Consider the following 13,937-nt stretch of genomic DNA (forward strand, 5'->3'; position numbering starts at 1 on the left):
TTTGGGACGCTCTGCTTCTTCGACAGGAGTCGTCGATGACAGCCATCGGTCTCGAGTTCGATCAGTTGCAAAGCAGCGTCGAAGCGCTGCGCCGTTCCCTCTCCAATCGCCTGATGTACGGTGTCGGCAAGGACGCCGTCACGGCGCGTCCGCAAGACTGGCTGCACGCCGCGGCGCTCGCCGTGCGCGACCGCCTCGTCGAGCGCTGGATGATCACCACGCGCCGCCAGTACGATCAGGACGTCAAACGCGTCTATTACCTGTCGATGGAGTTTCTCATCGGCCGCACGTTCTCGAACGCGCTGATCGCACTCGGCATTCACGAGCAGATGAAAGAGGCGCTCGCGAGTGTGGGCGTCGACATGGAGACCGTGCTCGATTACGAGCCCGACGCCGCGCTCGGCAACGGTGGCCTCGGCCGGCTGGCGGCGTGCTTTCTCGATTCGATGGCGACGCTCGGCATTCCGGGCTTTGGCTATGGCATTCGCTACGACTACGGCATGTTCCGCCAGCAGATCGTGAACGGCGAGCAGGTCGAAGCGCCTGACTACTGGCTGCGCTACGGCAACCCCTGGGAGTTTCCGCGGCCCGAGGTCCAGTACCCCGTGCATTTTGGCGGCCGCACCTTGCAGCGCAACGGGCATGTGGAGTGGGTCGACACGCAGCATGTGAACGCCATGGCCTACGACACGGTGATTCCCGGCTACGCCACGAGCGCGACCAACACGCTGCGGCTGTGGTCCGCGCGCGCGGATGAAGAACTCGATCTTTCGGCGTTCAACCAGGGCGACTATCAGCGCGCCGTGGAAGCGCGCAACATCTCCGAGAACGTCTCGCGCCTGCTCTATCCCGACGACTCGACGATGGCCGGGCGCGAGTTGCGCCTGCGCCAGGAGTATTTCTTCGTCTCGGCGACGATGCAGGACCTGATTCGCCGCTACCTGCGCACGCACAGCACCTTCGGGCGTTTCTCCGAAAAGGTCGCGGTGCACCTGAACGACACGCACCCGGTGCTGGCGATTCCTGAATTGATCCGCCTGCTCGTGGATGTGCATCATCTGCCGTGGGACGACGCGATGGCCCACGTGCGCCGCGTGTTCTCGTACACCAACCATACGTTGATGCCCGAAGCGCTGGAAACCTGGGACGTCGAACTATTGGCGCGTTTGCTGCCGCGCCACCTCGAAATCATCTTCGACATCAACGCGGCGTTCCTGCGCGAAGCGAGCGACCGCGGCGCGCACGATCTCGACCAGATCCGCCGCATCTCGCTCGTGGACGAATACGGCCAGCGCCGCGTGCGCATGGCCTATCTCGCGATCGTGGCGAGCCAAAAGGTGAATGGCGTCTCGAAGTTGCACTCGCAACTGATGACGCGCGATATCTTCGCCGACTTCGCGCGCCTTTTTCCCGACCGCTTCACGAATGTGACCAACGGCATCACGCCGCGCCGCTGGCTCGCGCAGGCGAACCCGCCACTCGCGCACCTCGTGGACGAAGCGATCGGGCCGCGTTGGCGCAGCGATCTCTTCGAATTGGGCGCGCTGCGCAAGCTGCGTGGCGATGCCGCGTTCGAAGCCGCGTTCCGCGCGGCCAAGCGCAGCAACAAGGTGCGCCTCGCACACCGCGCGTTGCAGCGCACGGGCATTGTCTTCAATCCCGACGCGCTGTTCGACATGCAGGTCAAGCGCATTCACGAGTACAAGCGTCAGTTGCTCAACGTGCTGCACGTGATCACACGCTACAACCGCATTCTGGAAGCGCCGGAGCGCGACTGGGTGCCGCGCGTCGTGCTGTTCGCGGGCAAGGCCGCCTCGGCCTACCGCATGGCGAAGATGATCATTCACCTGATCAACGACGTGGCCGCGAAGATCAACAACGATCCCGTGGTGGGCGATCGCCTCAAGGTGGTGTTCGTGCCGAACTACGGTGTGAGCGTGGCCGAAATGCTGATTCCGGCGGCGGACCTTTCCGAGCAGATCTCGACGGCGGGCACCGAAGCGTCGGGCACCGGCAACATGAAGCTCGCGCTCAACGGCGCGCTCACGATGGGCACGCTGGACGGTGCGAACATCGAGATCGGCGAGGCCGTGGGGCAGGACAACATCTTCATCTTCGGGCACACGTCCGATCAGGTGGACCAGTTGCGTTGCGCGGGCTACCGGCCGCGCCAGGTCTACGAGGAAAACGCCGAGTTGCGCCGCGCGCTCGACCAGATCCGCACGGGCTTCTTTTCGCCGCAAGATACGGCGCGCTACACGGATATCTTCCACACACTCGTGGACTGGGGCGACCACTACCTCGTGCTGGCCGACTACTCGGCGTTCATCGAGGCCCAGGAAGCCGCCGACCAGCGCTTCATGGACGTGCCGGCGTGGACCGCGAGCGCGATCGAAAACGTGGCGGGAATGGGAAAATTCTCATCGGACCGTGCGATCGCGGAGTACGCCCGCGATATCTGGCACGTGAAATCGATCGAGATGGAGTGAGGGGCAGGTCTGCCGTGCCACCGGCAGAATCAGGGCGCCGTTGGCCGCGTCGTGCCGCCTTCGGCCTGGGCCGCTTGCGCGGCCTTGGCGATGCGTACTGCCTCGACCACGCGTTCGAGGAATGCCGGGTCGAGGCTCGTGACTGCCTCGCGCGATTCTCCGCCCGTCACGACATAGAGCCGATGGATGGCCTCTTGCCAGAGCCACGCGAGCCAGCCCACCACGATCACCATCACGCCGCACGCGAGACCGGCCGCCGAGCCGAGCACGCCGCCCACGACAGCGCCGGCGGCACCGACGAGGCTGATCGCGATGGGCACGGCGCGGCTGCGCCGCCCGATGACGATGCGCACGTCTTCGATGTCGCGCATGGGGAAGACCTGGCCGGCTGCGGAGAGCGCGTTGCGCGTGACCGAGACGGCGGCTTCGTTGAAAGGGAGTTCCATCGGTTCGATAGCTGCGAGGTGAGAGAGCGCAGCGTACCAGAAGCGGGGCCAGGGTGGGGCCGTGGCGGGCATAACGTCGCAGGCCGCACGCATGGCCAGCCGCTATACTTGCGCGCTTTTATTGCCCAAGTCGGCACCAGGGATTCACCATGAGCGCATTGCCACGCTGTCCGAAATGCAATTCCGAGTTCACCTACGAAGATGGCGACGTCTACATCTGCCCGGAGTGTGCGCACGAATGGTCGCGGCAAGCCGCCGCGCCGGCCGAAACGGCGGGCAGGGTGTATCGCGATTCGGCGGGCAATGTCCTTCAGGACGGCGATACCGTCACGGTCATCAAGGACCTGAAACTCAAGGGTTCCGGTGGCGTGATCAAGATGGGCACCAAAGTGAAGAATATCCGCCTGGTGGACAGCGACCACGATATCGATTGCAAGATAGAAGGCTTTGGCGCGATGAGCCTCAAGTCGGAGTTCGTCAAGAAGGCGTGACGAAGGGCGTCCAGCGCCCGCCGGTTTTGCCCTTGCGCCGCGGCAGAACTGCGATGAACCAAAAAAAAGCGGGGCATCCCAAGGGATGCCCCGTCCGGTAAGGCGCGGCGTGCAGCGTGCGCTGCGGCGCGCCGAGCAGAGCCGGCGGGATGAGCCGCCGGCTGCCGCTGTTGCTTAGAACTTGTGGCGGATACCGACGCGAACCGCGACTTGATCCTGCGAACCCGTGCCCGACGGCTGGAAAATGTTCGAGCCCGAGTCGCCGATCTGCGCCTGAACCTTCTGGCCGTTCGCGAGCGTGCCCGACGCGTCCTGGTACGACACGAGGCCGTACACGTCGGTGCGCTTGCTGAGCGCGTAGTCAAGCGATGCGTTGACCTGGTTCCAGTGAGCCGTCTGGCTGCCCGAGGTGCGCGAGTACGTGTAGCCAAGGCCTGCCGACAGAGCCGGCGTGAAGGCGTACTTGCCGCCTGCTTCGTACGCGTTGTAGAGCGTCGACGAACCGGCGATCGGCGAGAGCAGCGTGTTGGTCCACAGGGCCCACAGCGTTGCCGGGCCGACGATGTAGCGGCCACCCACGCCGAACGAGCGCAGGTCGCGCAGCGTGCCCTGCGGCACGTTGGCGATCGTCGTCGTCGTCGACGGCGTGGTCTGGCCCGGGTACGTGATGTTCGTGTACGCAGCGCCGAGGCTGAACGGGCCGTAGCCGTAGTTCGCGCCGAAGCTGTATGCGCGCGACGAGCCGGCGACCGGGTTGGCCGTCGTGCCCGTTGCCGGTGCGCCGGCGAACGAGGTCGAGTTCGAGAAGCCATACAGACCGCCGAACGTGAAGCCCGAGAAGTTCACGCTCTGGAACTTGACCGCATTGTTGATGCGGCTCGAGGTCAGCTGGTCGATATCGTTGAAGTGGTAGGCCCAGTTACCCGAAACCGTGTTGCCACCCGTCGAGTACTGCGAGCCGAGAATGTCCGTGTTGAACGAGTATTGACGGCCGAACGTCAGCGAACCGATGTTCGATTGCGTCAGACCGACGAACGCTTGACGGCCGAACATCGCGCCGCCCTGGCCAGCCGTGCCGTTACCGCTGTTGAAGCCGTTTTCGAGCACGAAGATCGCCTTCAGGCCGCCGCCCAGGTCTTCCGTGCCGCGCAGGCCCCAACGGCTGCCTTGAGCTACGCCGTCACCATACGAGAACTGATGCGAGCTGCCGTTCGTCGCATTCTTCACGTTGCTGATGTAGTTCACACCCGCGTCGATCACGCCGTACAGCGTCACGCTGCTTTGTGCGTGGGCAACGCCTGCAATCGAGGCAAGAATAGCGGTGGTCAGAATTTTCTTTTTCAACTGTTTCTCCGGGTAAAGGAAAGATGACTACTCCAGCCTCTTATGGGCCGGTCAATGCGACGGGCTGCAATTTAAGGGTCGACAACGAAAGGAATGTGACAGTAAGGCTTTGTAGGGAAATTGTCGTCGTTCTGTTGTGTGGATGCGACACACGGCTTGCGCGCGGGGAGAACGGCGCATGAGGCCCGCCAATACTGGGTTCGCGGCCGATTTTCCTGTCAATTTGAAAGGCCGGATTGCGGCATTCGGCCATATAAAATTTTTTTCTAAGCTTTCTTCTATTTGCCGGGTTAATCGATCTTTTGAATCTGGCTTCAAGTTGGAATTGATTAATCTCAAGAACGCATTAACGGCCGATCAATGCGCGCTTTACATGGCTGATTGCCATCGATTCATGGAAGTTTAAAATTAGCTATCCGAAATAATTGAAATAACGGGGAAAGCTCATGAAAAAAGGGCTCGCACCGGTGGTGCGAGCCCTTTTACGGTAAGGCGTTGCCGTTACAGCGAGAGGAGCGAGCCGCTGCGAATGGGCTTTTCACCGGCAATGCGTGCGACCTCCATGCCGGCCGTTGCGAAGCGCGCGCTGTGGCGTGCGTACATCACGCCGCTCACGCCGGCATGGAGCGTTGTCACGGTGTCGGCGAGCGGGTCGATGACATCGGCAATTGCCGCGCCCCGCTCCACCCACGTGCCGCAATCCACACGGAACACGAGCACGCCGCTGGCCGGCGCGACGATCGGCTCCGTGCCCGCGAGCGGCGTGGCCGCATGGGCGAGCGGCGGCAGCGGCGCCGCCGTGCCTTCGATCACGCCGCGCCCGATCAGATAGTCGACGATGGCCTGGGCGTCGTGTTCGGCGAGCTCGTGCGAAACGTCGCGCTGGCCGCGCAGCTCTACCGTGACCGAAATCGAGCCGTACGGAATGGGATAGCGCTTGCCGAAATGTTCGCGCAGCTCCGACCAGCAGAAGCTGTGAATCTCGTCGAACGGATTGCCGATCGAGTTGAGCGCGAGGAGCGACGCCTTCGCGTCGAGATAGCGCGCGAGCGGTTCGACATCGGGCCACAGCTCGGGGTTCGTGTAGATGTGCATGGCGGCTTCCCAGTCGCAATGTAGGTCCAGCACGATGTCGGCGTCGTACGAAAGGCGTTGGAGCGCGAGCCGCATCGAATCGAGTTCGGTCTTCGGCTGCTGCGTGGCCAGGGCTTCACCCATGGCCGCGCGGATGGCCGTACGGTTCGCGGCTTCGTCGGAGCCGAGACGCGCCTCGATATTGGGCATCACGAGCGCGGTGAGCTCATGGAAATTGCGGTTGAAGTTCTGCGCCGTGTTCGATTCGAAGCGGCCGATCATGTGCCCGAGCCAGTGCTGATTCAGGCCCACGGGGTTGGGCACCGGCACGATCACGATTTCGCCGCGCAGGCGGCCCGCGGCTTCCAGCTCCGCGAGCTTGCGGCGCAGCGCCCACGAGACGAGCATGCCCGGCAGCTCGTCGGCGTGCAGCGAGGACTGGATGTAGACCTTCTGGTTAGCGCCGGCTTTGCCGTAGTGGAAACTGACAAGTTCCCGCGCGGTACCGAGGGCGGGCGCGATCAACGGGTGGTTTCGGGTTTGCATGATGAATGCGCGAGGCGCGTCGGCCCGCAAAAGGTGTTGGAGTGAATGTGGCCCCGCAGGAACACGCAGGGGCCGTAGACCGATCTTAGCCGATTCAGCGCGGCGCCGGAACCAGCCCGCCTGAGCGCATGTCCGGCATCGCCCATAAAATACGGAATCCGAAATAAAAATCCGCAAAAGAAAAAACCCGGACGCTAGTCCGGGCTTCGTGCGCCGTGATGCAGCGCCGGCGCGATGCGGTGCTTAGGGTGCTTAGCCGCCGTACACGTCGAAGTCGAAGTACTTGGCTTCGATCTTCTTGTACGTGCCGTCCTTGATCATGTCGGCGATCGCCTTGTCGATCTTCGTCTTCAGGTCGGCGTCTTCCTTGCGCAGGCCGATAGCGGCGGCGCCCGTCGGGATTTCCTTGCCGGCGAACTGGAAGCCAGCGCCGCGCGGGGTCTTCAGGAAGCCCAGATCCGCTTGCACTTCATCCTGCAGCGCTGCGTCCAGACGGCCCGAGATCAGGTCGGCATAGACCTGGTCCTGGTTCTGGTAAGGAACGACGTTCACGCCCTTCGGTGCCCAGTTTTCCTTGGCATAGGTTTCCTGGATCGTGCCTTGTTCGACGCCAACCGACTTGCCCTTGAGCGAGTCAGCGCTCGGCGCGAGGCTCGAGCCCTTCTTGGCGACGAGGCGCGTCGGCGTGTTGAACAGCTTCGCCGAGAAGGCGATCTGCTGCTCGCGCTGCGGGGTGATCGTCATCGACGAGAGCACGCCGTCGAACTTCTTGGCCTTCAGGCCCGGGATCATGCCGTCGAAGTCTTGCTCGACCCACACGCACTTGGCGTTCAGGCGCTTGCAGATTTCGTTGCCGAGGTCGATGTCGAAGCCGACCAGCTTGCCATCGGGTGCTTTGGATTCGAACGGTGCGTAGCTGGCGTCGACGCCGAAACGCACGGTGGACCAGTCCTTCGCGTGGGCGACGCCGGCCGAGACGGCGAGCAGGGCAACCGAGAGGGTGGCAAGCAGTTTCTTCACTATGGGTACTCCTCGAGATGGTTCAGGGCGCGCCGCGTGCGGTCGTGCCGCCAAGGCGCATTTTCCGGCGCGGCTCGCGCTGGATTATTGTTGGACCCGCCAGCCTGCAGCCAGCAAAGCGCGGCAAGCTTACCAGGTCAGAATTGCTGCGTCGCTAGTGTAATACCGGATAGCGGGAAAGTGACCCGCTAAGTGTACGCCCGTGCGCTTGTACGATTTAACGCAAAGCCTTGTGGGATAAGGCGTACGAGCCAGTACGGGCGGGCCGTTGCGAGGCGCTTTAGAGGGGTTGCACGATGCTCGGCCGCAACAGTCGGAGGAATGCGAGGCGGCGTGAGCGCGGCGTCGTCAACGATATGAAGGGAGATTGAAATCGAATCGATGGCGCGCCGTCGGCTTTCGGTCTGGATGAAGCCAACCGGCGCGCCGTTTTTGTCGCGGTGCAGCAGATCGAGCGGCTGCACCGCGTCAACTCCGTCAGACCACGCGCACACCTGCGCGCCACGTCGCGCGCGGCACGGGCAGCGTGTCGAGCATGGTCACGCGCACGAAGTCCGCGCGCAGGCCCGGCTCGATCGCGCCGCGGTCGTGCAGGCCCGACTTGCTGGCGGGTTCCCACGAGACCGTGGCGAGCGCGCGCGGCAGCGTCCAGTCTGCCTTGGTCACGAGGTCGAACGCGGCGGTCAGGAGGCTCGACGGCACGTAGTCGGAAGAGAGGATATCGAGCAGGTCGGCCTGCGCCAGTTCCAGCGCCGAGACGTTGCCCGAGTGTGAGCCGCCGCGCACCACGTTCGGCGCGCCCATGATCGTCGCGATGCCCCGTTTTTTCGCTTCCTCGGCGGCGACGCGCGTGGTCGGGAATTCGGCGAGCACGATGCCTTCGGCGGCGGCCTGCTCGACGTGTTCGACGAGCGTGTCGTCGTGGCTCGCAAGCGGGATGCCGCGCACGCGGCAGCGCTGCACGATTTCAAGGCGGTGCGCGTCGGCGTAGCGCTCCTGCTCAGTGGCCATTTCGGCGAGCATGGTGTTCGTCTGCTCGTCGGTCCACTTGCCGTGGCGCTCCTGAAATTTGCGCCACTGCTCGCGGTCGTGCCACTGGCGCTGGCCCGGCGTGTGGTCCATCACCGAGGCGAGGCGCAGCAGCGGGTGGTCGCTCAGTGTGTCGAACAGCTCGATCACGTCTTCGGTGGCGATTTCGCAGCGCAGATGCAGGAAGTGCTCCGCGCGCAGCAGGTTGCGCTCGGAAAAGCGCTTGAGGGCGTTGGCGCTCGCAAGCTGCACGTCGCGGCCGCGCACGCCCACGGCGAGGCGCGTGCCGATGGCGAGCGCGTCGAAGACCGTGGTGATGCCGGCGGCCGCGATCTGCGCGTCGTGAATGACGAATGCGGCGTCGGTGTTCCAGTGCACGCCGGGGCGCGGCGCGAGGTGCTTTTCCAGGTTGTCGGTGTGCAGTTCGACGAGGCCGGGCAGCAGGAAGTCGCCTTCCCAGTCTTCGGCTTCGCTCGCGGCGGTCGAGCCGCGCGAGATGTCGCGGATCTTGCCGTCTTCCACGCTTAGCGTGCCGGTGAAAACTTCGTCTCGCGTCACGATGCGAGCGTTTTTGATCAACATCGTCAGGCTCCGTATCAGATATCGGTTGGTGCCGTTCAGGCGGTATTCAGGCTGCAGCGGTGAGCGGCGCATCGTTTGCGCTCGCGCGCGGCGCGGTGAGTTCGAGCACGCGTGTGGCGACGCGCGCGCGCGTGTCCTCGTCGTGGAACACGCCGACGATCGCCGCGCCGCGCTCGCGCGCCTCGCCAATCAGGCTCGCGACGACTTCGCGATTTTCCGCGTCGAGCGAGGCCGTGGGTTCGTCGAGCAGCAGCACGCGGTGCTGCGCGATCAGGCCCCGCGCGATGTTCACGCGCTGCTGCTCGCCGCCCGAGAACGTGGCGGGCGCGAGCGGCCAGAGGCGCTGCGGCACGTTCAGGCGTGCAAGCAGAGTTTGCGCGCGCTCGCGCGCTTCGTCTTCCTCCACACCGCGCGAAACGAGCGGCGCGGCCACGATGTCGAGCGCGCTCACGCGCGGAATCACGCGCAAAAACTGGCTCACGTAGCCCACCACGTTGCGGCGCAGGCGCAGGATGTCGTGAGGCGCCGCCCCCGTGATTTCCAGATGCTCGAGCGGCGCGCCCTCGTCGCGGATTGCGATCGAGCCGCCGCTTGCGAGATAGTTGCCGTACAGGCAGCGCAAAAACGTGCTCTTGCCCGCGCCCGACGGTCCGACCAGAACGATGCATTCGCCGCGCTCCACGTCGAGCGAAACGCCTGCGAGCGCTTCGATGCCGATGCCGCCCTGGCCGTGCAGCGTGAAGGTCTTGCGCACGTCTTCGGCGCGCAGCATGAGCGCGGGGCGTTCGATGAACGCGCGCGTGCCGCGGCCTTCGCGCGCCGCCGACGATTCAGCCGATGATGAAGTGAAAGTCATGTCGATCATCCTAGACCGGCAGCACGGAGGCCACCAGCGTCTGCGTATAGGGATGTTGCGGGTCGTCCAGCACCTGGTCGGTCAGGCCCGATTCGACCACCGTGCCGCCTTGCATCACCATCAAGCGATGCGCGAGCAGGCGCGCCACGCCAATGTCGTGCGTGACGATCAGCACCGAAAGATGCAGCGTGCCCGTGAGCGTGCGCAGCAGGTCGAGCAGGCGCGCCTGCACGGACACGTCGAGACCGGCCGTGGGTTCGTCCATGAAGACGAGGCGCGGCCCCGTGACGAGGTTGCGCGCGATTTGCAGGCGCTGCTGCATGCCGCCCGAAAACGCCGAGGGCAATTCGTCGATGCGCTGGGCGTCCAGCTCCACGCGCTGCATCCATTGCTGCGCCGTGTGGCGGATCTGCCCGTAGTGGCGCGCGCCCACGGCCATCAACGGCTCGCCGATATTGGCGCCCGCGGAAACGCCGGCACGCAGGCCGTCGCGCGGATTCTGCTGCACGAAGCCCCATTCGGTGCGCGCTAGCAGGCGCCGGCGCGGCTCGGAAAGCGTGCGCAGGTCGAGCGTTTCGCCATTCGAGTTCGTGTAGTGCAGCGTGCCGGAGTCGGACTCCGTGCGCAGCGCGAGCGCGTTGAGCAGCGTGGTCTTGCCCGAGCCCGATTCGCCGACGATGCACAGCACCTCGCCGGGATACAGGTCGAAGCTCACGTCGCGGCAGCCGTTTCGGCCGCCGTACTGCTTCGTGAGCGATCTTGCGCTTAGCAGCGGCGTCATGCGTTTTCTCCTGCTTCGTTCGTTGCGTGCGCATCGAGATCTTCGCGGCGGTCGTGGCAGTAGTCGCTGTCCGAGCACACGAACATGCGCTTGCCCGCGTCGTCGACGATCATCTCGTCGAGGAAGCTTTCGCGCGAGCCGCACAGCGCGCATGCATGCTCCCAGCGCTGCACTTCGAATGGATGGTCGTCGAAGTCGAGGCTCTTTACCGGCGTGTACGGCGGAATCGCGTAGATGCGGCGCTCGCGGCCCGCGCCGAACAACTGCAGCGCGGCGTTCATATGGAGCTTGGGGTTGTCGAACTTCGGAATCGGCGAGGGCGACGTGAGATAGCGGCCATTCACCGTGACCGGGTAGTCGTACGTGGTGGCGATACTGCCGTGCTGCACGATGTCCTCGTAAAGCTTCACGCTGATGAGGCCATAGTCGGCGAGCGCATGCAGTTTCTTGCATTCGGCCACGCGCGGCTCCAGGCGGAACAGCGGCTCGGGCATCGGCACCTGGTACACGAGGATTTGCTTGTCGGTGAGCGGCGTTTCGGGAATGCGGTGCCGCGTCTGGACGATCGACGCCTCGCTCGTGCGGCGCGTAGTGGCCACGCCCGTGGTGCGCGCGAAAAAGCGGCGGATGTTCACGGCGTTCGTGGTGTCGTCCGAGCCCTGGTCGATGACCTTAAGCGTGTCCTTCGCGCCGATGATCGCCGCCGTCACCTGAATGCCGCCCGTGCCCCAGCCATACGGCAGCGGCATTTCACGCGAGGCGAACGGCACCTGGTAGCCCGGCACGGCCACGGCCTTGAGCAGCGCGCGGCGCAGCATGCGCTTGGTCTGCTCGTCGAGGTACGCGAAGTTATAGCCCGAGACGGCCTGTGTTTCGTGCGACGCGAGTTCGGCTGCGGGAGATTGCAAGGTATCGGGCGCGTTCATGCGGCCTCCTTGTTTTGCGCTTCGGCGTCGACATCGGCGCCGCTTTCGTGCTGCGCGCGCAGCTTGCGCACGAGTTCCAGCTCCGCCTGGAAGTCCACGTAGTGCGGCAGCTTCAGGTGTTGAACGAAGCCCGAGGCTTCCACGTTGTCGCTGTGCGAGAGCATGAATTCGATGTCCTGAGTCGGCGAGGCGATCGTCTCGCCCAGCTCCTCGGCGCGCAGCGCGCGGTCGACGAGCGCCATCGCCATGGCTTTGCGCTCCGCGTGCCCGAACGCGAGGCCATAGCCTTGCGTGAATTGCGGCGGCACGTCTTTCGCGCCCGCGAACTGGTTGATCATCTGGCACTCGGTCAGATCGATCTCGCCCATTTCGACGGGCTCATCGAGTTCGTCCAGCATCATTTCTACGCAGACCGAACCAAAACGGATCTCGCCCGCGAACGGGTGCGAATGCGCGTAGCCGCGCTGCGTGGCATAGCCCATCGCGAGCAGGAAACCCTCGTCGCCGCGGGCGAGATTCTGCAGGCGCACGGTGCGGTCGGCAGGAAACGCCAGCGGCTCGCGCGAGAGGTCGCCGGGTTCGCGCGCTTGCGGCGAGCGCGTTTCCTGTTCGATCAGGCCTTCCTTGTCGAGCAGCGAGACCACGCGCGGCATGGCCTCTGCGGGCGGCGTTGCGCGCGGCGCCTCGGGCGTGGCGGTCTCCGCGCTGTCGCCTTCGGCCAGCAGCGCGAAGTCGAGCAGGCGCTGCGTGTAGTCGTAGGTCGCGCCGAGCACCTGGCCGCCGGGCACATCCTTGAAGGTCGCGGAAATGCGGCGCTCCACCACCATGTTTTCCGTTTCGACCGGTTGCGTATAGCCAAAGCGCGGCAGCGTGGTGCGATAGGCGCGCAGCAAGAAGATCGCTTCGACGAGATCGCCTGCTGCCTGCTTGATCGCGAGCGCGGCGAGTTCTTCGTCGTAGACCGAACCTTCGGCCATCACGCGCGCCACGGCGAGGCGCATCTGTTCGCGGATCTGCGCAACGCTCAGCTCGGGCACGCGCGTGTCGCCGCGGCGTGCTTCGTCGAGCAGACGCCACGACGCTTCGATCGCGCGTTCCCCTCCTTTGACGGCGACGTACATCAGTGCATCTCCACGAGAGTGGTGCGCGGCAGGCCCATCAGACGGTCGCCACACACGAGATAGAAGTCGATGCCGCACGGGAAGTGCGGCGCGAGGGCGGCGCGTTCGCGCCAGAAGCGCTCGGGCAGGCCGTCGGGCGCGATGCTGCAGGTCGTTTCGATGCCAGGGCCGCGCAGCGTGAGCGGCGCGCCGCCCGTGAGCGAATCGACGCGCACGAACACGGTGGCCGACTGCTCCGGCGATTCGGGCGTGCCGCACGCGAAGGCTTCGAGCGGCGGCAGCGCGGCCGCGTTATGAACGTAGGCGAACGCGGCTTCGCGCGCTTCCTGCGCAAACGGCGCGCCTGCGTGAAAGCGCAGCGCGGCCGCGAGCGCGGCGTCGGGCTGGGCGAGCCAGACCGGCGTCGCGTAGTCCGCGAGTGCGAGCAGCGAGGCGAAGGCGGCGAGGCCGGCGCGCGCGGGCGAGGCATTCGCCGCCGTGGCCGCGGGCAGCGGCGTTTCGATGACGCCGATCGTGCCGGGGCGCGCGAGCGCGTCGAGCAGTGTGCGGAACACGGTCTGCGTGTCGTGAACGGGATCGCCGAAGCCGGGCGCGAGCGCCGCGAGCAAATCGGGCGTCATGGCATTGCGTTCGTTGCTCATGCATCACCTCGAACCATCGTGAAGAACTCGACCCGCGTGCTGGCGGCGTCGGCGCGGCGTGCGTCGCGTCGTGCGGCGAGGCGCGCCGCGAGCGGTTCGATCAGCTGCACGCGCAACTGGTCGTGGCGTGCGGGCAGCTGCAGCAGCGCGTCGGCGAGCGCGGCCAGCTCGGCGCGGCGTTTATCGCGGCCCAGATGGCAGGCCACGCCGACCGGGCCGGGCGCATTGGCATCGGCGCCTTCAATGCCATTGGCGTTTGAGGCGCGCAGGCGCAGCGTGGCGCGCGTGACGGTGGCTTCGCCCAGATTGAAGGCGTCGCCGGTGCCGCCAATGCGCCCGCGGACCATGGCGAGTCCGGTTTGTGGCGGACGCAGCCAGTCGAAAGCGGGCTCGGGTGCACCGGCGAGCGCGTCGCTGAGCGCCGCTTCAAGCTCGGCGCGCGGGGTGTGCGCGAGAACGGCCATCCATGCGCGCCGGGTGGCCGTCGCGGAGGATGGGGTGGAGGAAGCGTTCATCGGAGTTCCTGTGTCGTGAACGGGTGAGAACGGACATGGCAACTGCGCCTGGCGAACAGCCCGGGTCTGCACATCG

General features: G+C 65.3%; 13 protein-coding genes. 2 read left to right on the forward strand and 11 right to left on the reverse strand.

Going from position 1 to position 13,937, the window contains the following annotated elements:
- Positions 1-35 precede the first annotated feature (35 nt).
- Entirely contained in the window at positions 36-2,489 is a 2,454-nt protein-coding gene (locus tag U5A52_RS04725) for a glycogen/starch/alpha-glucan phosphorylase (protein WP_321911535.1), read from the forward strand.
- 29 nt (positions 2,490-2,518) lie between these two features.
- Here U5A52_RS04725 and U5A52_RS04730 read toward each other — a convergent pair whose 3' ends face one another.
- Positions 2,519-2,935, reverse strand: a complete 417-nt coding sequence (locus U5A52_RS04730; protein ID WP_321934070.1) for a DUF6232 family protein — start codon at positions 2,933-2,935, stop codon at positions 2,519-2,521.
- A gap of 149 nt (positions 2,936-3,084) precedes the next feature.
- On the opposite strand from U5A52_RS04730, the gene U5A52_RS04735 reads away from it, so the two are divergent.
- Positions 3,085-3,426, forward strand: a complete 342-nt coding sequence (locus U5A52_RS04735; RefSeq protein WP_321934071.1) for a zinc ribbon domain-containing protein YjdM — start codon at positions 3,085-3,087, stop codon at positions 3,424-3,426.
- 174 nt (positions 3,427-3,600) lie between these two features.
- On the opposite strand, the gene U5A52_RS04740 is transcribed toward U5A52_RS04735, so the two are convergent.
- The 10 genes from U5A52_RS04740 to phnG form a co-directional block, all read right to left on the reverse strand.
- Complete coding sequence (locus U5A52_RS04740; RefSeq protein ID WP_321911528.1) at positions 3,601-4,770, reverse strand: porin; 1,170 nt, start codon at positions 4,768-4,770, stop codon at positions 3,601-3,603.
- A 501-nt stretch (positions 4,771-5,271) separates the two neighbouring features.
- Positions 5,272-6,390: a succinylglutamate desuccinylase/aspartoacylase family protein gene (locus tag U5A52_RS04745; protein WP_321911526.1), complete on the reverse strand. Its 1,119-nt coding sequence runs from the start codon at positions 6,388-6,390 to the stop codon at positions 5,272-5,274.
- 252 nt (positions 6,391-6,642) lie between these two features.
- The gene (locus U5A52_RS04750) at positions 6,643-7,410 is read right to left on the reverse strand and encodes an ABC transporter substrate-binding protein (protein ID WP_321911524.1); all 768 of its coding nucleotides are present in this window, start codon (positions 7,408-7,410) and stop codon (positions 6,643-6,645) included.
- Between the two features lie 477 nt (positions 7,411-7,887).
- Positions 7,888-9,021 carry an alpha-D-ribose 1-methylphosphonate 5-triphosphate diphosphatase gene (locus tag U5A52_RS04755; RefSeq protein WP_321934072.1) on the reverse strand — a complete coding sequence of 378 codons (1,134 nt, stop codon included), beginning with the start codon at positions 9,019-9,021 and terminating at the stop codon, positions 7,888-7,890.
- Positions 9,022-9,067: 46 nt separating this feature from the next.
- Positions 9,068-9,877, reverse strand: a complete 810-nt coding sequence (gene phnL, locus U5A52_RS04760) for a phosphonate C-P lyase system protein PhnL (RefSeq protein ID WP_321934073.1) — start codon at positions 9,875-9,877, stop codon at positions 9,068-9,070.
- 10 nt (positions 9,878-9,887) lie between these two features.
- Positions 9,888-10,658, reverse strand: coding sequence for a phosphonate C-P lyase system protein PhnK (gene phnK, locus U5A52_RS04765; protein WP_321934074.1), 771 nt, complete (start codon positions 10,656-10,658; stop codon positions 9,888-9,890).
- Entirely contained in the window at positions 10,655-11,584 is a 930-nt protein-coding gene (locus U5A52_RS04770) for an alpha-D-ribose 1-methylphosphonate 5-phosphate C-P-lyase PhnJ (RefSeq protein ID WP_321911518.1), read from the reverse strand. Before U5A52_RS04770 ends, phnK begins: the two co-directional genes overlap by 4 nt.
- Entirely contained in the window at positions 11,581-12,705 is a 1,125-nt protein-coding gene (locus U5A52_RS04775; RefSeq protein ID WP_321911516.1) for a carbon-phosphorus lyase complex subunit PhnI, read from the reverse strand. Before U5A52_RS04775 ends, U5A52_RS04770 begins: the two co-directional genes overlap by 4 nt.
- Positions 12,705-13,346, reverse strand: coding sequence for a phosphonate C-P lyase system protein PhnH (phnH, locus tag U5A52_RS04780; RefSeq protein ID WP_321934075.1), 642 nt, complete (start codon positions 13,344-13,346; stop codon positions 12,705-12,707). Before phnH ends, U5A52_RS04775 begins: the two co-directional genes overlap by 1 nt.
- Entirely contained in the window at positions 13,343-13,861 is a 519-nt protein-coding gene (phnG, locus tag U5A52_RS04785; protein ID WP_321911514.1) for a phosphonate C-P lyase system protein PhnG, read from the reverse strand. The genes phnH and phnG overlap by 4 nt, the downstream gene beginning before the upstream one ends.
- Positions 13,862-13,937 lie beyond the last annotated feature (76 nt).

It is taken from the genome of Paraburkholderia sp. J8-2, assembly GCF_905220195.1.
Lineage (GTDB): Bacteria > Pseudomonadota > Gammaproteobacteria > Burkholderiales > Burkholderiaceae > Paraburkholderia.